This is a genomic window from Bradyrhizobium cosmicum (assembly GCF_007290395.2).
GTDB classification, from domain to species: Bacteria; Pseudomonadota; Alphaproteobacteria; order Rhizobiales; family Xanthobacteraceae; genus Bradyrhizobium; species Bradyrhizobium cosmicum.
In genome coordinates this window covers 5,863,746-5,884,670 of record NZ_CP041656.2, presented here as the reverse complement: position 1 = coordinate 5,884,670, position 20,925 = coordinate 5,863,746, and the positions used below count along the sequence as shown (strand labels likewise).

Below are 20,925 nucleotides of genomic sequence, written 5' to 3'. Positions count from 1 at the left end.
CAGGCGGATAGCATGCGAGGATGCATGACGCCATCATGTTTCCTACACATTTCGATGCGCTTAGATGGGCCGCCTGATTTGATGATTTTCGCAATCGTCCAAACCTTGCCTCTCATGTCCTGGTCTGGCATTGCTTCGCGGAATGAACGAGATGACAACTTTGCGGCCAGTGATCGTTACCGGTGCTGCCGGCTTTATCGGAATGCACGTTTGTGAACGGCTGTTGGCACGTGGAGAGCAGGTCGTCGGCATCGATGCGATCACGCCCTATTACGATCCCGCGCTGAAGCGCGCGCGCCTCGCAACGCTCGAGCACCGTCCTGGGTTCAGATTCTACGAGATCGATCTCGCAGACTTTGCCGCGGTGACGCGCGTTTTCGACGAGGTCTCGCCCGACCGGGTCGTGCACCTGGCGGCGCAGCCCGGCGTGCGCGCGTCGATCGACGATCCCATTACCAGCATCCGCGCCAATTGTGACGGCTTCGTCACCGTGCTCGAGGCCGGCAGGCGTCATGGTCTGGCACATCTCGTGTACGCCTCGTCGAGCTCCGTGTATGGCGCCAACCGCACCTTGCCATATTCGACTGAGCATTCGGTGAACCATCCCGTCAGCCTTTATGCGGCCAGCAAGAAGGCCAACGAACTGATGGCGCACACGTTCGCGCATGTTCACAAGCTGCCGGTGACTGGCCTTCGCTTCTTCACCGTCTACGGCCCGTGGGGTCGGCCCGACATGGCTGCTTGGCTGTTTACGCGTGCGATCTTCGCCAATGAGCCGATCAAGATCTTCAATAATGGCGAAATGTGGCGCGACTTCACCTATGTCGATGACATCGTCGAAGGCGTGATCCGCACGCTCGATCGTCCCGCGACGCCGAATCTCGAGTGGAACGCCGAGCTGCCGGAAAATTCGTCGAGCTATGCGCCGTATCGCGTCTACAACATCGGCAACAACCGCTCGGTCAATCTGATCGAGTTCGTCGAAACGCTGGAGAAACTCATCGGCAAGCCCGCGATCCGCAAGCTGTTGCCGATGCAGGCAGGCGACGTCCTGGAGACGCGCGCCGACATTTCCGCGCTCCAGCGCGACGTCGGTTTCGCGCCTTCGACATCACTCGCAGATGGCCTCGGCCGCTTCGTCGAATGGTATCGGACGTATCATTGTGTGTGATCCATTGATAGGAGTGTCCTCGCTTCTGGGGCTCAGCGCATCTGTGTCGTTGGCACGCGCGGGATATGACGAAATTTCTCAATTTCGGAACGACGACGGTGCGCTCTATTGCGCTGCACAAGAAAAGATTCTAACTAGGAATTGAAGCTTCACTGCAGAGAGAGGCGTATGAGCGGTCACTACCTAATCATCGGTGCGGGATTTGCCGGAGCCGTGTGCGCGGAACGCCTCGCAGCGTGCGGCAACCGTGTTCTGATAGCAGACAAGCGGCCTCACATTGCCGGCAATGCCTACGATGAATACGACTCGAATGGCATCCTGATCCATCCATACGGACCGCACATCTTCCACACCAACTCGAAGCGCATTTTCGAGTACCTTAGTCAATTCACTCACTGGCGCTTCTACGAGCATCGAGTGTTGGCGAGGGTGAATGGTGCTGAGCTGCCGATACCCATCAATCGAACCACCATCAACAAATTGTACGATCTCGATCTCAGCGAGGCCGATGCGAAGGCTTACATCGAGAACGTTCGGGTCAAATTGGACCGCGTCGCGACGAGCGAGGACGTGGTGCTGTCGAGCGTCGGGCACGATCTCTGTGAAAAGTTCTTTCGCGGCTACACACTGAAGCAGTGGGGTCTGGATCTTTCGCAATTGTCCGCAGGAGTAGCCGCGCGCATTCCTACCCGGTCGAACGATGACGATCGCTATTTCGGCGACACCATGCAGTTCATGCCCGCGGACGGCTACACGTCCATGTTCAAGAAGATGCTGGCAAACCCGAATATCGAGGTTCGTCTGGACACTGACGGGCTCGAGTTGAAGCGTAAGGGCGACTTCTCACATGTGATATATACGGGGCCGCTCGATGCCTATTTCGACTACCGGCTCGGTCGTCTTCCCTACCGTTCCCTTCGCTTCGAGCATGAGCACTTGCCCACAACGGAGCGCCTTCAAAAGGTCGGCACCGTCAACTACCCCAACGACGAGCAGTTTACCCGGATTACCGAATTCAAGCACCTGACGGGCCAGAGCCATCCCGGAACGTCGATCGTCAGGGAATATCCGCAGGCCGACGGCGACCCGTTCTATCCAATCCCGCGGCCGGAAAACGAAGCCAAGTTCCAGGAGTACAAGGCGATGGCGGATACCGAGCAGGGCGTCACGTTCGTCGGCCGGCTCGCGCAATACCGCTACTACAATATGGATCAAGTCGTCGGAGCTGCGCTCGTGGTCGCTGATGAGCTGACAGGCGAAAAATGACCCGGATCGCCGCTGTCGTCGTCACCTTCAATCGCTCGGAGCTTCTTCTCGGCTGTCTCCGCGCCCTGAATGAGCAGACTAGGCGCCTGGATGCGATCTACGTGGTCGATAACGCCAGCACGGATTCGACGGAGGACACTGTCTCTCGATTCTCCCGAGAGGCCGCGATCCCAGTGCTCTACCGACGGCTGGAGAAAAATCTGGGCGGCGCCGGCGGCTTTTCGTTCGGAACCAGATTGGGCATGCAGGAGGGATTCGACTGGCTCTGGTTGATGGACGACGACGGCGTGCCCGCTGCAACGGCGCTCGCCGAGATCATGGCCGTCGGGAGCGAGATGGGGGTGGTGAACTCTCTGGTTGCCGACATCAAGGGTGACAATGATCTCGCGTTCCCGCTTGAAAATTTTCCCGGGATTCAGAGCGTCCAGCAGGCGCAAGCGGCCGGTCCGGTCATTCAGGGGTCTGCCAGTCCCTTCAACGGGACGCTGGTCAGCGCGAAGGTTTTCGGCAAGATCGGATATCCGTCCCGCGGGTTCTTTATCTGGGGCGACGAGGTGGATTTTCTACAGCGTGCCAAGCGCGCTGGATTTGCGGTGGGGACAGCCACCCATGCGTTGCACCGTCATCCCAAGAACAAGAAATCGCAAAAATCGCTTCTCGGCGTTGCGAATGTTCAATACGTGGCCGACAACGGCAGGCTGGCGATATTTATCCGGAACTACGTCTATATCATGCGGCAGTACGAAGGCGTCCTGAACTGCGTGAAGTTCATCGCCAAGCAATTTGCGCTCGAGCTGATCTCTGTCCGCGACGTCGCTCGGTCGTGGATTGTCCTGAAATCCGCGTTTACGGGGCTGGTTTACTTTCCTGAAACGGTGCGGGTTCAGCGAACCGATTCATTCGTCCCGGACATTGCGAAGTCGACCGATTTCTCTCCCGCTCCTGCCAAGTGACTTGCGATCTCGGTTGGGTTGCGTCGGGCTCGCTTGGGCTGATGCAGTTGTGAGGTGGCCGGGATCAAATTTGGTCAACGTCCCCGCAGTCTTCTGGCTGCAAGAACGATAAGCTCATTGGTAAAAAACTGAACAGCAGTGCGTTTGCTCAGCAGGCTCCGCGTCGCTCCCATGAAGTGCCGCTTCCTGAGTTCGCCCATGGCGCGCTCGAACGCCTGCATTCCTTGCGCTTCTCTCGCGCGCCTGTGCAGCAGCCGGAGCTCGCCTGGCTTCAGGGAATTGCCTCGCCTCAGGATGAGCTCGTTGACCGCCTTGACGATCAGCGAACGGTCTCGAGGCGTTCTTGCCAAGTCGGAATTTTCGCGGGAGATTTCGCCAAAACCCTGGGTGTAGACGTACATTGGTGAGTTGTAGAATGCAGCCCTGGCCCCGGCAATGAGACATTCGGAATAGAATATGAAGTCCTCATTGTCGCGATATTCCTTGTCGTAACGTAAGTTGGCCTGTTCGACGAATGATCTGCGGAAACAAAACTTCAACAGCGCGAATTGAGTGAGTTGTCTGCGTGATCGGCTAAAGATCGGCGGAAGGTAGAGGCTATTCTTCAGAAATAGCTCCAGTGTCAACGGCGTGAGTTCTGTTTCGAACGGCACGGTTGCCGGCCTGACGTCCTTGCCGGCGCGGATGTCATGATAGACGATGTTATCGCAGATCATGTCGAGCTTGTGCTCGGTCGCGAGGCGGATCAAGGTCGATACGCGATCTCCGCGGTAGGCATCGTCCGCGTCGAGGATAAGTATCCATTCGCCACGCGCAGCAGAAAAACCAAGGTTCCGCGCCGTCGATGGGCCGCCATTCTGGGGCGACGTTATGAGACGTATCCGAACATCGAGCTGAGCTGCCCGCTCCACGATCGATACGGTTTCATCCGTTGAGCAGTCGTCGACGACGATGATCTCGAGGTTCTTCTCGCTTTGGTCGTCAATCGACTTCAAGGCACGCTGTATGCAATCGGCGGCGTTGTATGCAGGAATGACGATGGAAGCCAATGGTGTGGAGTCGACGCCGGCCATACAGATACCTACGAGCTTTGCAGTGCGCCGATCTATCGCATTGAAGTTCAATCTGTTCAACCAGATCGCAATGGCGGTGGAACAGGAGATTCCGCTCGCCCGATCGTGATGCAATCCGCTCGGAGCGCTTCAAGCGACGTGTGCCGCGGTTGGGTTTCTGCGAAGCTTGACCCGCTTGTTCGCACTTGCAATAAGTGTTCCCACCATCAGGGAAAACAGGAAGTACCGGAGTATGAGCAGCGCGCATATTCGCACCTTGGATGGGCTGCGCGGCGTTGCTGCACTGGCCGTCGTATTTTTCCATCTTGGGCTATGGGCAAAAATGCCGTTGCTCTTTTCCCACGGATATCTTGCCGTTGACTTTTTCTTCTGTCTCAGCGGTTTCGTTATTGCTTACGCATTCAAGAAGCGCTTCGAGCAAGGGCTTGGGTTCTGGGAGTTCGTGGCGCTTCGAATGATCAGGCTGTATCCGATCATCGCAATCGGCATGGTTCTCGGTCTTTTGTATACCGGCGTCGTTTCGCTGGTATTTCGCAACCAGCCTTTTGCCATCCGTGACGTGATTTCCGCGTTCAGTTTGAATATTTTCCTGATTCCATATCTGGGTTTTGAAAGCAAAGTTGGCGGCGCGATCTATCCTCTTAATTCGCCGTTCTGGTCGATCTTCTACGAGATCTTGATCAATTTCGCCTGGGCCCTCTTCCTGCGCCGAATTCCCGCTTGGGTATTTTTCCTGGCATCCGTCATTGCGGCACTGATTTTCTTCCCTCTGTTGCCCGACTTTGAAGTTGGAGGAGGGTGGGATCAGTTTTACTGGGGGCTCTTGCGAGTGTGCCTGGGGTTCGGCGCGGGGCTTTGGGTCTTCGAGCTTTACAGCAAGGGCATACGCCTGCCCGCCGTGAACTCAGTTTACATATTGGGCGTCTTGACGATTATTCTGGCCGTCCCTGAGTGGCACAATGTGTGGTTCGATCTTGCGGTCGTTATTGTCGCCTGTCCGCTCTTGACGCTTTTTGGAATCACCGCCGTTGCGGGCAATACGTCTCTCCGCTTCATGACGTTTGTCGGAGAGATATCGTATCCGATCTATGGCATTCATCGTCCCATATGCTTGGGTCTCACCAGCGTGGGAACGAAAGCTGCACTAGGCGTGTTCGCCATGAGCGGGATCATTGCTTTTGCTTTCGTCGCCTCCATTGTGGTGGCTGTCGTCGTGAGCCGATGGTTTGACGAGCCGGCGCGCAAGTATTTATTGGCGCGGTTCAGGGGTTTCATGACTTCAAAGGTCGAGGCTCGTTCTCGACCTTAGAAGCCCGGGAAAGTCCGGCTTCCTGGCGCGCTAGATCCTGATGCGACGACATGTCCGTCGTCTGCGCATTCTTGTCGGAAGCTTCCGCTAGCGTCTTACAAAGCGCTTTATGTCCGTCAGGATGGTCCTATCGAGGAGGAGCATGACGATGGCGTAAATCATCGCGCCTGCAAAGACTTTGAATATGAGTCCGACGTAGATCAGTTTTGGAGCTTGAAAGGCGACGCCAAGGCCGAGGATCGCCGAGAACATGGCAACGGACGCGGTGGTCGGGGGAAGCGTGACCCGGATGGTTTCCCAGATCGAAACGCCGAGTAGCCTTTGCAGGTAGATCAATATGAACGGCGTGGCGATCGCGGTTCGTACGACGTTGCCAATCGCTGCGCTGACAAGGCCGAAAGGCGAGAAAATGGCCACGACGACAACGCTCAGGAGAAATTCGACGGAGTTGACGATGATCACGTGCCGAAACTGCCCGCTCGCAATCAATATATTGCTCTTGAACCATATGAGCGGAACAAGAAAGCCGACCAGCGCCAAGTATGACAGAAGCTTGGCGCTTTGATTCCATTGCGGTCCGAACATGATCTCCACGAGTTCGACGGATATCGCCGCGCATCCGATGAAGACGGGAATGATGAATATCGCGCCATAGCGGATGGTGGAGACGTATGCCTTCGCGAGGTCGCCGCCGTCTTGCTTGGTCCTGGCAAGCGTCGTCAGCGTGACGTTGGCGAAGGGGCGCACCACAAGTTCGTTCAGGAGATCGAGAATGCGCCAGGCTATTCTGAGATAGCCAAGCGCCGTCGCACCTAGAAAGTATCCAATGATGAGGTCAATCAGACGCTGGTTTCCTGCGCCGAGCAGCGCGGAGATCGATATCGAGAATCCATCTTTGAGTTGTTTGACGATGTCATCGAATTCGAGATCGAGTCTGGGCATCCATCTCGCCGCAACCACCATTGCCATCAGGCCCCAGGCCGTGGATATCAAGCGCTGCGCAATGAGAGCGTAGATGCCAAAGCCGGTCAGCGCCATCACAAGCGCCACGCTCCCGCTCACGAGCGTGGCGGTGACATTGCGTACGGCGAGTTGCTTGAACTGGTAGTCCCTTCGCAATTTTGCTTCATAAACGGCGCCGGCCGAAAATAGAAGGCAAGTCGGGGCGAGGATCAATACGACTTCATAGAGATCGCTGATACCGAAGGCGTACGAAACATACTTGGATGAGAATATCATGCTGGCGGTCATCAATAATCCGAGGATGACACTGGCAAAGAATGTGGCGTTAAGTGTTCGTTCGCTGACAGTCTGCCGCTGAACGACAACTTCGACCAATCCGCCTCGACCGATGAGATTGAGGATGTCGATCATCGCGGTCGCAATGGCGACAATACCAAAAATCTCGGGTGTCAGCGTCCTGGCGAGTGCTACGAAAATCGCGAGCTGGAAAACTGTCTGCCCCGCGGTTCCGCCCATGCTCCAAAGGACGGCACCTATCGTTTTGTCGTTCGGCGATTTGAGCAAAGTGTTCTTCCGAGGCTGCCAAATACAATCAGCGATAGCGGCGCTTATGCGGTTTGCCGCAGCATTTCATACGGTTATCGATGTTGCATGGGCTCGTCAAATGAAGTTCGTGTTCGCCCGGTCGCTGACTGTAGCGTCTGCTGAAGGAGCGATTGGGAGTTCCCGAGTGCGTCATCGAGTGTTGAATTCGTCCGCGTTGTCCACGCGGTCGTCGGTACTGCGCAGGGCGGGATTCGATACCTCGCGGCTCGACGACGCCCACCACAGTCTGAGAGGCGTCCGCAACGCCTATCATCTGCAGTGGCTAGGTGTCGAACAACCGTCTTCAGCGGAAAGAGTATTCATACGGAATTCGACGATCGGTGTGGGATCGGCATCCAGGGCCCGCTTTGCGGACTTCGGCCCACAGCGTCACCCGCGTCGACGACGAGAAGATCGTGACGCTCCGTCGCGGCGAGACTCCACCCTACGGGGGTCGCTCTCGACGAGCTGCTCGCGACAACTTCAGGGCCAGGTGACAAGCTCGACGATTTCGTGCTCACCAAGGGCGACACGCGCTCGGTGCGCGCGCTGGTCGAGCTGTCCTTGGCGCCTGTCGGCCGCCGTGTCGAACGGCGTGGCAAGGGCGTCGACGAGACCGGTATCGGCACGGAGATTGGCGAGGCCGTTTCGACACCTAGCAACGTGGAAAGCAGGCGGCGGCAGAGAGGCAAGAGAATGCTGCGGCAAGTCGCCCAACGCGTAGTTCGCCGCAGACCGTGCAGGGCACGTTTTGTAGTTAGGTTTGCGCCTTCTGCATAGAACCCATGTCTCGGCAACGCTCTCACATCGCACCCGAGCGCGCTGCGTCAGAGTTCCATCATCTTGAGGACTTGCGCGGATAAGCGAGGCCCCATGGGCCCTTTCTTGGGCAAACACCTTTCGATACGCTTGCATGAGTTGCCTGATTTGATGATTGTCGCAACCGTTCAAACTTTACCTCTCATGTCCTGGTCTGGCATTGCTTTGCGGAATGAACGAGATGACAACTTTGGGGCCTGTGATCGTTACCAGTGCTGCCGGCTTTTTCGGAATGCAAGTTTGCGAACGGCTGTCGGTGCCTTGCGTGCAGGTCATTGGTATCGACGCAATCACGCCGTATTGCGATCTCACACCGAGACTTGTATGCCTCGCAACTCTCGAGCGCCGTCCTGGGTTCAGCTTCTACGAGATCGATCTTGCAGACTTCGCCCGGGCGACGCGCGTTTTCGACGAGGTCGCGATCGACCGGGTCGTGCATCGGGCGGCGCGGCCTGGCGTCTGCGCGTCGATCGACGATCCCAATGCCAGCATGGCCGCCTGCCCGTTCACGCGCGCGATCTTCGCCAGCGAGCCGATCAAGAGTTTAATTAATGGCGTGGAACGCCTTGCAGCCGGAAAATTCGTCGAGTTACGCGTATCGCGTCTACAATATCGGCGACAATCGCTCGGTCAATCTGATGGAGTTCGTCGAAAAAGTGGAGAAGATCCTCGGCAAGCCCGCGATTCGCAGGCTGCTGCCAATGCAGGCCAGCGACGTCCTGGAGACGCGCGCGGACATTTCCGCGCTCCAGCGCGACGTTGGTTTCTCGCCTTCGACGTCGGATGGGCTCGGCCACCTCGTCGAATGGTATCGAAAGTACCAAGGCGTCTGATCGCGTGATCGGCGGCACTTGCATGCCGTCTGGCTCGTCTGCCTTTGGTCACGCAGCAATCTGCCCTAAAGTTGGGCGCGCGGTCGAATAGAGAAATCGTCTAGGGTGTTCGGTGGAACATCCGCCTTCAACGGAAAGAGTTTTTCATGCGCATCGCGATGATCGGAACGGGTTATGTGGGACTGGTGTCCGGAGCCTGCTTTGCGGATTTCGGTCACGACGTCACCTGCGTCGACAAGGACGAGAAGAAGATCGCGGCGCTTCATCGCGGCGAGATCCCGATCTACGAGCCCGGCCTCGACGAGCTGGTCGCGACCAACGTCAAGGCCAAGCGCCTGGACTTCACCACCGACCTGTCGAAGCCGGTGGCGGATGCCGACGCCGTATTCATCGCGGTCGGTACGCCCTCGCGCCGCGGCGATGGTCACGCCGATCTGTCCTATGTCTACGCCGCGGCGAAAGAGATCGCGCAGTCGCTGTCCGGATTCACCGTGGTGGTGACGAAATCGACCGTGCCGGTCGGCACCGGCGACGAGGTCGAGCGCATCATCCGCGAGACCAATCCCAAGGCCGACGTCGTCGTCGCCTCCAACCCTGAGTTCCTGCGCGAAGGCGCTGCGATCCGCGACTTCAAGTTTCCCGACCGCGTCGTGGTCGGCACCTCCGACGAGCGCGGCCGCAAGGTGATGGGCGACATCTATCGCCCGCTGTCGCTGAACCAGGCGCCGCTGATGTTCACGGAGCGCCGTACTGCCGAGATGATCAAATACGCCGCGAACGCGTTCCTTGCGACCAAGATCACTTTCATCAACGAGATCGCGGACCTCTCCGAGAAAGTCGGCGCCAACGTCCAGGAGGTCGCACGCGGCATTGGCCTGGACAACCGCATCGGCACCAAGTTCCTGCACGCCGGTCCGGGCTTCGGCGGCTCGTGCTTCCCGAAGGACACCAAGGCGCTGATCAAGATCGCGCAGGACTACGACGTCTCCTTGCGCATCGTCGAATCGGTGCTGGCGGTCAACGAGAACCGCAAGCGCGCGATGGCGCGCAAGGTCAGCCAGGCGCTCGGCGGTAGCTTGCGCGGCAAGACCATCGCCGTGCTCGGCCTCACCTTCAAGCCCGACACCGACGACATGCGCGATGCGCCGTCGATCCCGCTCGTCACCGGCCTGATCGACATGGGCGCGAAGGTCAGGGCGTTCGACCCCGTCGGCATGGAGCAGGCCAAGGGTGAACTCCCCAGCATTACCTATTGCGAGGATGCCTATTCCTGCGCGCAGGGCGCCGACGCGATCGTCATTGTCACCGAGTGGGTCCAGTTCCGCGCGCTCGATCTCGACCGCTTGAAGGCGACCATGGCTCAACCCGTCGTCGTCGATCTCCGCAACATCTACCGCCCCGAAGAGATGGCTGCGGCTGGCTTCGTCTACGAGAGCGTCGGGCGCAGGAGCGCACGCCGCTGAGCGCCAAACGCGCATCAAAAAGCTCAGTTGCGCTTAGCGCACGCCATTGCCTTGGATCGGTGCTATGTACGCTAGACCAATAAGGTTTGTCATACTCCATGGTTGCGCAGCTGTTGATGATATATTCCGGCACAAAGCCGCCGTAAATTAGAACTCTACGACCAGAAATCATGGGGCGCGCGAGTTTCACGTGATTCGGCCGGAGGCTTTGCCGGTAGTGTTAAAGCAGCTTGTGCGCGATGCCTGATGTCGGGTTTGGTAAGTGCGGTTTGTGGCCCAGCCAACGCCGCCGCGATTGCGTCAGTCCGCTAACTGGACTGTCTTAAGCACACTCCGAGGAATTACTTTGGCATCATTCCGTTGACAACTGCCTCCTTGGCATCTTCCGGGGCATACGTCTTCAATCTAGATCTCGCGAGTTCCTTCTGCCCGTTAGCCTAGCGGTCCCAGAAGTTGCCGACATCTTGGCCCGAGAGCCATCGAATTGTCGGAGAACTCATATTTCTGGGCCCATAATGTCTCGATTCGGCTCCACGGTATCGACGCAACGGCAGATCGTCTCCGTCGTTTGGAGCTGTTAGTACGGCAGATCGGCGTGTCCGATGACTGGTGTACTCCCGAAAATGGAACTCGTCATGCCGCCGCCTCTCACCCATCGTCGATTGGCCCGAGCACGGTTTGACCGCCACTGCCGCTATCTTCTTCTGACTGCATCCGAGCAGGTCAGCGCGATCCGGGCTCTTAGAGCCAGCGCTATTCGTGCTTCCGCCGAATCATCAGTGGTCACGTTCTGCTTACTGGATTTTAGGGAGGCAAGTTTGCTGAGCTGTCATCATCACTCCGTCGCCGCTGCTTCTCCCCAGAACTGGAATGCCGCTTCTAAATCTATCTCGATCCTACGATTGCGAATTTGTCACTCAGGGTAATTGCCTTATCCCTTTTGACCTCATCAACACGAGATCGCTCCAGACTCTGGGAGCCTGACGATGAAGTTTGCGGCCGGTAGCCCGAGCGTGAAATTAGCCAATACGAGCAGCGCAGGAAATCCCAAAAAAGCACTCGCAACAATTCGCGAGGTTGGTCTTTCGTCTGTGAGGGAATGGCGCTCGCTCATACGACAAAGCTGCGTCCAAAAACATACTTGCTGATGATGACGTTGCTTTCCAAGAGCCAATGAACGCACACAGGAGCAATCAATGCGACAATCGCAAGCAAATACCGATTTCCTATAAGGGCCGCTCCATGAACAAGGAACAATGCGTGTAAGAACATGATCGTGATGGATGCGCGCCCAATAGCGGCAAGTGCGTACCCCACATAGGCCACTCTATCGAGGTGGTAGCTCACGCCCAACCAGCAAGCGCTCAGAGAAAACGCAGCAACGATGTTAGCCAAGTTACCCACCGCGGACATCTTCATGTCGAATGCGCCAACGAATGGCAGACTAAGAATTGATAAAATCGCACAAATAGCGAGATCAAATGCCTCCGATGTCGTTGCTCCGCCAAAACGCGTCCACTCCACAAAAACACAACGGCAATTGGAACGCTGGCGATTCCCTGTGGAGACAGTAGTCCCGGATGCTCGATCATCGCAATCGCAATAAATCCAACAATTATTATCGCTGCTGACCAGCTGGTGGGTTTCCAGATACTACCTATAGAATTCAGCACGACTAACGAAATCCATAGGCAGCCAACAAACCAGAACGCAGCGTATGCCCCGTAGAGACTTGGACCTCCATAAAAAAACGAAGGATGATCTGACGTGGGTCAGCCAAATTCAATGATGGAGCAACGCCGCTCACCTGAACGAGCGTTGTCGAATAGCAGTACCACAGCAAAGAAAACCAAATACGGGAGCATCAACGATCTGGTGCGACCCATCGAATATGACCACGGGGAGCGTGGTTTGAACAAAATGCCACTCACGATAAAAAATAGCGGCATGTGAAATAGGTAGATCTAGAACTTCGCCGCGGCGAACTGAGGCATGTGTCCAACTACGACAAGGAGCATTCCGCCGCCCCGTGCAGTATCTAGATCGCGAAATCGGGCGATCGCGTCAGGGCCTTTGACATCAGTCATTAGTAGAATTCCCACGCTACCAAGTATCCATCATCACGCTCGCCGATTAGCTCAGAACCTCTGTGGCGTATAGACCATCGTTATTAGGCTTCTTGAGTAAGTCTGACGCGAGGGCGCGACGGGCAACGAACACGGTCTTGCCTTGCGGCATCATCTGAGGGGTAAGAGAGTCGAGCCAAGTGCAGCCTGGACGCGCCACCCGAGCAGACGTCGATATGCGAGAGGCGACTTCGCCGAAGGGGAGCAAAAGATATATCAGCCTGCCCGTGGCTCGGTTTTGGGTCGTCAAGAAAGTCCTCCGTCAACTCGGTGGCGCCGATTGTAGTACCGACGCGAAGTGAAGCTTGCGAATAAAGCGGTGCCGCCGATGGTAGAGGTAGGTCGCCGGCAACATTGGCAAGATACGGCACCCGGGCAAGACCCACGAGCTGCCGCAGCACGTCTTGGCGCGTCACATCCGCTATGAGTGGGTGAGCACGGCCAGTTCGCAGAACAGCAGCATTTGTTATAACTTAGCAACAGGGGTGGTTAGGCGCGGATATGTCTGCTGGCTTGCGATGATTGCGGCGTCGATCATCTTGAATAACGAGGAAGGCATAGTGATGAGCGAGCAAACGTGTGATGTGGCGGACATGTCGTCATGGCCAAGCAGGAATCACGTCCGGGCCTTCTACTCGGGCCACAGCCTCAGCGAGGGGGTTCCGGAGGTTGTCGCGCAGATTGCGGGCTCACTGGGCTATCAACTTGATTTCGAGACGCAAGTCCTGGGTTACTCGCTGTTGCGTCAGCGTACAAAAGGGGAGGTGCCTTCGGCTTCCGACTGGCCGGGCTATCGATCCGGTCAGAACCGCGAAGGCGCTGGACTGGATGTCGCCGAAGAGTTGCGCCAGCCGCGGCGACTCGCACCGGGCGATACCTACGACGTCCTCGTCGTCACCGAGCGTCACGATCTGCCCGCCGTCGCGCGCAAGGAGCGGACAGTTTTCTATCTGACCGACATGGCGAAACACCTTTTAGCGGGCAATCCCGAGGCGGAGGTGTTCCTTTATCAATCCTGGCTTCCTGTGAATCTCGAAGTACCGCTACGCTGGATCGACTACGAGCGGGCGGTCTCGCCGATGTGGGAATGCATCGCCAGTCGCGCGAATCTGGAGCTGCAACCGCGCGGCGATGCGCCGCGCGTTCGCCTGCTGCCAGGTGGAAGTGCTCTAGCCGAGCTCGCTGCTGCGCTGTGGGAAGGCAGCGTGCCAGGCGTTGCGAGCGCTTCTCCCGCTGGGCGCGTGCGCCTGCTGTTTTCAGACAATGTGCACATGAGCGATTTCGGCCGCTACTTCATCGGGCTGGTGAACTATGTGGTCCTGTTCGGCGACCGTCCTGACGGCGCGGTAATCCCGACAGGATTATCGCAGGCGACAGGTCGGCACCTTCAAGCGTTGGCATGGCAATTTGCCGTCTCCTACGGCAAGCGGGCGAATGCCGTCGCGGGTCGAGATATGGCAGCTTGCCGAGCTCTGATGCAGAAGCAAATCTGTCCGGCCTATGCAGCCTTTCGGTACGGCAACGGTATGCCGATGCTCGCCACGCTCAAGCGCTTGGTCAAAACTTATTCTTGCCGGCGGGACTACGCTAATGCGCGCGATCACGAAAATCCCTTTGCTTCGCTCGAGGACGAATGAAGCGTTTTGGCGCATGCCATCAGCGGGTCTGCCTTGTCGAGGGCTTCGTTCAATGGACCCATCAACACCTTCGCGTTGGCGCCAAGCAGCAACGTGTCATGATTGCCGGGAATCATGACCGTCTTCAATCCACCTGTGATCACGCTGTCCCATCCGTAGTAGGGCCCTCCGCCGCCATAGATGTAAGGGACATTCTCGGCCCGGAAGAGAATCGCTTTTCCATGCCATGGCTGAGGTCGGTAGCACGCTGCGGCATGGCCAAAATTGTCGGTAAGCTGACGGTCTCGCAGCGCGTGTGGAACGGGCTTGTTTCCGCGGACGTACAACCTGATTTGTAACCGCTCGCGCGCCACATGAGCATGCTCGCGTCTTTTGCGGACGATCTCTTTGATGTAGCCGAGGCCTTCGTTGCGCAAACGTAGGAGCATCCGGTCCAACGAGACCGTTCGCACCGGCATCTGAGGGTGGAAAGTGTCAAAGAATACAAGGAGCGGAACTTCTTCACCTAAGGCTGTCAGTTGTTGCGCCATCTCGAAAGCAACGACACCGCCACCCGAGTAGCCGGCTAACAGGTAGGGACCGTGTGGACGCAACTCGCGGATCTCCGCAATATAGGCGCGGGCCATTTCCTCAATCGACTTATGCGGGCTGCACTTGCCATCGACGCCACGGGCCTGCAGCGCGAAGAACGGTTGGTCATGGTGAAGTCCCCAGGACAGGTCGCGAAAATTAAGAACATTGCCTCCGGCGCCATGAACGCAAAACAACGGCGTCCGATCGCCACCGCGCGCGATTTCGACCAATGATCGAGGCACTGTCGGAAGCCCCTCGGAATGTATATCCTGTGTTGGCCGAGCTTCGGGGGCCTCAAGATCGATGGTCGCCGACGCGACATGGGACAAGGGCAGGTCCTGGCCGCTCCGCTGCGGGAGCACACTGGTACTATCTGCTGAACGATCGATCGCGGCCAAGCCCTTGGCCTCACGCAACAGCGCCGCGGTCGCAGCAATGGTCGGCGCTTGGAACAGCACCGAAAGTGGCAGTTCGACTCCATGCTCTTTGCGAATCCGGTTGAAAAGCCGCATCGCGATCAGCGACTGCCCGCCCAGTTCAAAGAAGTCATCTTCAATCGAGACCCGCTGAACGCCGAGCATGTCCTGCCAGATAGACGCCAGGTCGCGCTCGATTGCATCTCGGGGGGCTCTAAAGCCGACATCGCCACCGGGGCGCACGAGGCCCGGAGTTCCAATGGACCAATTGGCCTCCTCCGCCGGTGTTCCGCGGCCGCCGTGGTCCAACCGGTCGAGCCAGAGGTCGAGGTCGAGGGTGGAGGCGGCGATCTGCGGCGAGAGGTCGTAGGCGAGAATGCGATCAAGCGCTTCAAGACCTTCCGCAGTGGTCATACCCTCGCGCAGGAAGCTTTCCTCGGCTGTCTCGGGGCCATCCGGCCGTGATGGCTTGGGGGAGGCCGGTATGGCAGCAAATGCCTTGACCCGGCGCATGGTGAACCGTTCGATCGAGACCAGTTCGTTGCCGTTTTCGTCGAGCAGGGTGACATCGAAGATTGCGCTTTTGCCGTCCGCGGCCTGCAGACGCACATGACTGGAGAACGTCGCCGGCACCGGTTGCCTCACCAGCACGCGGCCATAAGAGAATGGCACGTAGAAATCATCATCGCTTGCAAATCCCGGGATTAGCTTTTGGGCTGCACCGGTCGCCATATCGAGCAGCGCCGGGTGCAGCGCATAGGTTGCAAGATCGGAGGCGAAGGCGGCCGGCAACGCGAGATCGATCAGCGCTTCGCCCTCGCCGAGATTGATCGCCCGGAGGTTAGCCCAGCGCGGGCCGAAATCCATGAAGTTCTGGACCAACCGTCCGTTTATTACCTCGACATGCTCGCGGCAGCGTCCGCGAATTGTTGATAGGGAGTGCCTTGGAGCCGATGGGGGATCGGCATAGGCGACACGCGCCGTGACGTATGGCTGCTCGTCGGACTCGCCGTAGATTACGAGGCTATGATCGCCTGCGCGATTCAATCTGATATTGAGCGTGCGCACCTCGCTAGGCCCGACGGCGCAAGGCTGGAGGAAGATGAGGTCGCTAATATCGATGGGCCGGTTTTCGGGCCGGTAGGCAAGCGCCGCGCGAGCAAGCTCCAGGAAGCCTGTACCTGGAATGACCGCTTGGGCGTTCCTAACGACATGCTCTCCCAACGGCCAATGTGTTTTGGGATGCAGCAAGGAATGAAACACTGTCTGCTCGACATCGTCACGGACGCAGTCGCCAAGGAGAGAGCCGGCGCAGGCGAGATCGCCACCAGTCGTGCCGTGACGCTCGCGGACCAAGGTCGCAAGCATGCCTACCTCTTTCCAGGCATTCCAATTAATGCTGACGATACGTGTACGGCTGCCCCGAGCCGTGCGGGCCTTCGCCACCGCGTCCAGAACAGCGTTGGCGGCTGTATAGTCGACCTGTCCGGCCAGTCCGAGAATCGAACTAACCGAAGAGAAATTGATCAGGACATCCAAGTCGCCATCGCGGAACAGTGATTGCAGGACCAGGGCACCCTTGGCCTTGACCGAAAGCACGGCCGATTGGGTCTCGGGCGAGCGAAGCGCGATCAATTGATCTTTGAGGACGCCCGCGCAATGGAAGACACCGTTGATACGGCCGAAGCGTCGCGTTGCCTGGGTGACCACATCGGCCATCGCAATCCGGTCGGTGACGTCGGCGGCGGCCAGCATCACCTCGGCGCCGAGCGCCCGCAATGCCCATATCTTCTCGATTTTCCGCGAGGTGCTGTCGTTCGCGCCATGGTCTTGGACCCAGCGCTCCCACGCCGATTCCTCGGGCATCGCCGACCTGCCGACGCACACAAGACGGGCTTTGGCGTGCAGCGCCAGATGCTGCATCAGTTCGAGACCTATGCCGCCCAGTCCGCCGGTGACGAGGTAAACCCCGCTGGGCCGCAGCCAAGTGCGCGCGCCCGGTGCGGGATCCAGCACCAGCCGATCGAAACGCTGCACCCATCGCCCACCGTCGCGCAGGATCACAAGTGGATCGCGCTTGCTGCCGTAGAGCTCGTCGACCAGGCGATCGGCCAGGAGCGCTTCCTCGTTGGATCTGGCCCGCGGCATGACCACGTCGACGACCGAACATGATGCGCCTGGCATCTCGCGGGGCAACACGCGGCAGACGCCCCACAAGGTGGACTTTTCGGGATGTAGCTCGTGCTCGCCGGGAAGCGCCTCGATTGCAGTTCCGATCGCAGTCAGCCGGATCTGATCGACCTCGAAGGTCAAGGCTTGCGCCAAAAACAGCAGGCTGTAGAAATTGCGAACCGCACCGTTGTCCCAAGCAGCAAGGTCGCCATCAGCGGACGACCCGAAGAAACGCATTGGCCTTGGAGCGAGTGCCCAGAGGTGGACAATATGCCCCGGCAGCGCGTCCAGCCTTCTTAGCCGCTCTAGCAGTCTGGAGTAATCGGCGGCGCTTTCTGGATCGATCGTGAAGCTGAGTGCGCCGCGCTCTGCAAACTGGGGCGCGGCTGTGACCGTGGCAACCCGTGCGCCGGATGCGCGCAGGCGTTTGACGATTGCGGTAGCCAGCGGTGAATTGTCGGTGATAACAAGCCACGGCTTGCGAAGCTCTTCTTCCGGAAGCTGCGCGGAGGGCGCGGAACGCACGAACGAGGGCGCCGAGAACCATCGGCCCAGATCGGGCTGCCGCGTCAGCGAGGTGCTGTGTGGGGCCTGTACGCCCTTATCGATCCAGTACCGCTGCCTTTCGAAGGGATAGGTTGGCAGCGGCACTCGGCGTTGTGAAGTCCGCGCGAAGAAACTGGAGGGATCGATCTCGATGCCGGCGACCCAGAGTCGGCCTATCGCCTCCTTCAGGAAGGCAACGTCCGACGCCGCTTCGTTGGGATGACGTAGCGAGGTCGTAACCACCGCGGCTTTGCTGGGCTGCTGCCTGCAAAGGCTGGCAAGCGTGCGGCCAGGTCCGACTTCCAACAGCGCTCGACTGCCGCTCCCCAGCACCATCCGGGCGCCCTGGTCGAACCGAACAGTGTTTCGCAGATGACGGACCCAATAGGCCGGGTCCATCGCTTCGGCGTCGGTGATCCAGGTCCCTGTCAAGTTCGAAACGAACGGGATCGCCGGCTTCTGGAACCGAATAGTTCGGCAGAAGCGCTCGAACTCCGACAGGACCGGCTCAAGCATCGATGAGTGTGCGGCGACGTTGATGTGAATGCGAGTATGTTCGATCTGCTCCGCAGCAAGCTCGGCCTCAAGCTGCGTGATCGCGTCTATCGGGCCTGATGCGACGCAAAGCGAAGGTCCGTTCACAGCAGCCAGCGAAAGGTCGTTTCCAAGTCGCGACCGTACCTGCTCCTCGGATAATGCGACCGACAGCATCGCGCCGCGAGGTAGCGTCTCGAATAACTTACCGCGCAGCGCAACCAGCGCCATCGCATCCGGCATCGTGAGCACGCCCGACGCACAGGCGGCGGCGTACTCGCCGGCGCTGTGGCCGATCAGAGCAGCGGGGATCAGGCCCCATGATCGCAGCAGCATCGCCAGGGCGTACTCGACGGCCAACAGTGCAGGAAGCGCCAGAGAGGGAGCCTCCAGCTGCTTGTCCGCCACGGCCACAGCCTCGGGAGGTGGAAACATCAAGCTGCGCAGATCGACAGTGAGGCGGGGTTGAACGACCGCAAGGCAGGCATCCAATGCGTCGCGGAAAACCGGTTCCTTCTCATAGAGCTCGGCGCTCATGCCGGCGTATTGTGCTCCACCGCCGGGGAAGAGGAATACCGTCGAAGTGTGTTCGCGCGCGGCCTTACCCGTGAAGACGCGCTGCGGATCGCAGGCCTCCAATTGATCTGCCGCCGAGGCCGCGTCGCGCGCCACCAAAGAGCGACGAACCTCGAAGGCCTCGCGACCGGCCATCAGCGTGAATGCGACCTCATCGAGCGGCTGTCTCGGGTTCGTCCGCAGATGGTTGGCCAGATTCCGGGTCGCAGCGTCGAGGGCCGCGTTGGTTCGCGACGACACAAGAAGCAATTGCGGTCCGGCATCCCTAGGCGTGTGCAGTGGCCTGGGCGGGGCCTCTTCCAGGATGAGGTGGGCGTTGGTGCCGCCCGCGCCGAGGCTCGTGACACCTGCAATCCGCGTCCGGCCAGGAGCCGCCGGCCACGGCCGCAGGCTGGCGTTGACGAAGAATGGCGAGTCGGAAAAACCGGCCTGCGGATTGGGCGTTTGATAGTGCAGCGTTGCCGGCAATTCGCGCTGCTCGAGCGCGCAAACGGTCTTGATCAGGCTGCACATGCCTGCGGCCTCGCCGGCATGGCCGATGTTGGATTTGACCGAACCGATCGCGCATGACTGGCGTTGGACGTTGGGGCCGAAAGCCTGTACTAGCGCCGTGATCTCGATAGGGTCGCCGATCATCGTGCCTGTGCCGTGCGCCTCAATATAGGACACCTCTTCGGGCGCGACACCGGCGAGATCAAGCGCCTCGGAAATGACCCGAGCCTGCCCGCTGATGCTGGGGGCAAGGTATCCCACCTTGTCAGAGCCATCATTGTTGATTGCTGAGCCGCGGATCACCGCACGGATACAGTCCTCATCGCGCAGGGCATCCGAGAGCCGTTTGAGAACGACACAGCCGACGGCGGATGCCATTACCGTGCCGCCGGCCTGGGCATCGAATGGACGACAGTGTCCGTCGGGAGAGAGGATTTCTCCCGGCCTGTACAAGTAGCCTTTCTGCTCTGGGTAAATGGTGGAGGCGCCGGCCAGCGCCACGTCGCATTCGCCGTTGAGCAGACTTTGGCAGGCGAGATGAACCGCAACGAGCGATGAAGAGCAGGCCGTTTGCACATTCATGCTCGGACCGACCAGGTCGAGTTCGTAAGATACACGCGTTGCGAGGAAATTCGGATCGTTGCCGGTGTGTCGCAGTAGCCAGGCGCCGATTGAGCGCAGGATCTCTTCATTGGTCGTGAGGTTGTAGCTAAAATATTCGCTTGCGCCTGATGCGGCAAAGACGGCGACCGGGCCGCCGATCTTTCCGCCGACATAGCCAGCATCCTCGAAAGCTTCAGATGAGCATTCTAGAAAAAGGCGATGCTGCGGGTCGAACACGGCGGCGTCGCGGGGGGAGATGCCGAAAAATGATGCATCAAATTGATCGATGCCATCTAGATAGCCGCACGCCTTGACGTAGGACGGATCGCGCAGCACTTCGGGGCGCTCGCCGACGGCAAGTAGCTCCTGCTCGGTGAAGACACGAACGCTTTCACGACTCTCGCGAATGTTCTCCCAGAATTTTGTCACGCTGGGTGCGCCGGGGAATCGTCCGGCCATGCCAATGATCGCGATTGAAGACACTTCGCTGTCGCTTTTGCCTCCAGCTGACATCACTTGATCATGCACTGGGCTCGCTCCGAAGGGGGCTTAAATCAGCTGCAAATGTTTGAATAGTTTAAGATGAAATACGGATTGACTGGCGAGGTGCCATGCAATGCCGGCCGGTTGCAATCGTTATGCATTTGTCACACTCCGTCCATGGGACGCGATTAATAAACTCGATATTTTTTCAAACGGCGGAAAGTAAGGTAAATTCGCCGACGACGTTTTTGCCCCCGGCGTACGGACCGTAAATCAAGCTCGTTTTAATTGCTTGCGGCCATGTCGGCTATAATGGATATATTGGGGCTGAT

At 58.5% G+C, this 20,925-nt stretch carries 13 protein-coding genes and 1 pseudogene; 8 read left to right on the top strand and 6 right to left on the bottom strand.

The annotated features are described in order from the left end of the window. The first annotated feature begins 151 nt into the window (after positions 1-151). The 3 genes from FNV92_RS28155 to FNV92_RS28145 all read left to right on the top strand — a co-directional run bounded on the left by FNV92_RS28155 (position 152) and on the right by FNV92_RS28145 (position 3,390). A complete protein-coding gene (locus FNV92_RS28155; RefSeq protein WP_143843670.1) occupies positions 152-1,171 on the top strand; it encodes an NAD-dependent epimerase in 1,020 nt (339 codons plus the stop codon). 168 nt (positions 1,172-1,339) lie between these two features. Beyond that, positions 1,340-2,437, top strand: coding sequence for a UDP-galactopyranose mutase (glf, locus tag FNV92_RS28150; RefSeq protein ID WP_143843671.1), 1,098 nt, complete (start codon positions 1,340-1,342; stop codon positions 2,435-2,437). Next, on the top strand, positions 2,434-3,390 hold the full coding sequence (locus FNV92_RS28145; RefSeq protein ID WP_143843672.1) for a glycosyltransferase: 957 nt from the start codon (positions 2,434-2,436) through the stop codon (positions 3,388-3,390). The genes glf and FNV92_RS28145 overlap by 4 nt, the downstream gene beginning before the upstream one ends. Before the next feature lie 74 nt (positions 3,391-3,464). Here FNV92_RS28145 and FNV92_RS28140 read toward each other — a convergent pair whose 3' ends face one another. Beyond that, a complete protein-coding gene (locus tag FNV92_RS28140; protein WP_143843673.1) occupies positions 3,465-4,463 on the bottom strand; it encodes a glycosyltransferase family 2 protein in 999 nt (332 codons plus the stop codon). A 232-nt stretch (positions 4,464-4,695) separates the two neighbouring features. Between FNV92_RS28140 and FNV92_RS28135 the strand changes: the two genes are divergently transcribed. Continuing rightward, positions 4,696-5,772, top strand: a complete 1,077-nt coding sequence (locus tag FNV92_RS28135; protein ID WP_143843674.1) for an acyltransferase family protein — start codon at positions 4,696-4,698, stop codon at positions 5,770-5,772. A gap of 87 nt (positions 5,773-5,859) precedes the next feature. On the opposite strand, the gene FNV92_RS28130 is transcribed toward FNV92_RS28135, so the two are convergent. Continuing rightward, complete coding sequence (locus FNV92_RS28130; RefSeq protein ID WP_143843675.1) at positions 5,860-7,299, bottom strand: lipopolysaccharide biosynthesis protein; 1,440 nt, start codon at positions 7,297-7,299, stop codon at positions 5,860-5,862. A 1,012-nt stretch (positions 7,300-8,311) separates the two neighbouring features. On the opposite strand from FNV92_RS28130, the pseudogene FNV92_RS28125 reads away from it, so the two are divergent. Next, positions 8,312-8,572, top strand: a pseudogene (locus FNV92_RS28125) (capsular biosynthesis protein CpsI); the annotation flags it as partial. Here the strand turns inward: FNV92_RS28125 and FNV92_RS28120 are convergent. Then, a complete protein-coding gene (locus tag FNV92_RS28120) occupies positions 8,503-8,679 on the bottom strand; it encodes a hypothetical protein (RefSeq protein ID WP_244623836.1) in 177 nt (58 codons plus the stop codon). The pseudogene FNV92_RS28125 and the gene FNV92_RS28120 overlap by 70 nt on opposite strands. 11 nt (positions 8,680-8,690) lie before the next feature. On the opposite strand from FNV92_RS28120, the gene FNV92_RS28115 reads away from it, so the two are divergent. Then, a complete protein-coding gene (locus FNV92_RS28115; RefSeq protein ID WP_244623837.1) occupies positions 8,691-8,972 on the top strand; it encodes a Rossmann-fold NAD(P)-binding domain-containing protein in 282 nt (93 codons plus the stop codon). A gap of 146 nt (positions 8,973-9,118) precedes the next feature. Next, positions 9,119-10,435, top strand: a complete 1,317-nt coding sequence (locus FNV92_RS28110; RefSeq protein WP_143843676.1) for a UDP-glucose dehydrogenase family protein — start codon at positions 9,119-9,121, stop codon at positions 10,433-10,435. Between the two features lie 1,110 nt (positions 10,436-11,545). Here FNV92_RS28110 and FNV92_RS28105 read toward each other — a convergent pair. After that, positions 11,546-11,854 (bottom strand): hypothetical protein, encoded by a 309-nt coding sequence (locus FNV92_RS28105; RefSeq protein WP_143843677.1) that lies wholly within the window; start codon positions 11,852-11,854, stop codon positions 11,546-11,548. Positions 11,855-12,207: 353 nt separating this feature from the next. Beyond that, positions 12,208-12,384: a hypothetical protein gene (locus FNV92_RS34655; protein ID WP_416377735.1), complete on the bottom strand. Its 177-nt coding sequence runs from the start codon at positions 12,382-12,384 to the stop codon at positions 12,208-12,210. 581 nt (positions 12,385-12,965) lie between these two features. Here FNV92_RS34655 and FNV92_RS28100 point away from each other — a divergent pair. Next, positions 12,966-14,198 carry a hypothetical protein gene (locus FNV92_RS28100; protein ID WP_143843678.1) on the top strand — a complete coding sequence of 411 codons (1,233 nt, stop codon included), beginning with the start codon at positions 12,966-12,968 and terminating at the stop codon, positions 14,196-14,198. Here FNV92_RS28100 and FNV92_RS28095 read toward each other — a convergent pair. Further along, positions 14,162-20,638: a type I polyketide synthase gene (locus tag FNV92_RS28095; protein ID WP_143843679.1), complete on the bottom strand. Its 6,477-nt coding sequence runs from the start codon at positions 20,636-20,638 to the stop codon at positions 14,162-14,164. The two genes, FNV92_RS28100 and FNV92_RS28095, sit on opposite strands and share 37 nt — an antisense overlap. Positions 20,639-20,925: the final 287 nt, after the last annotated feature.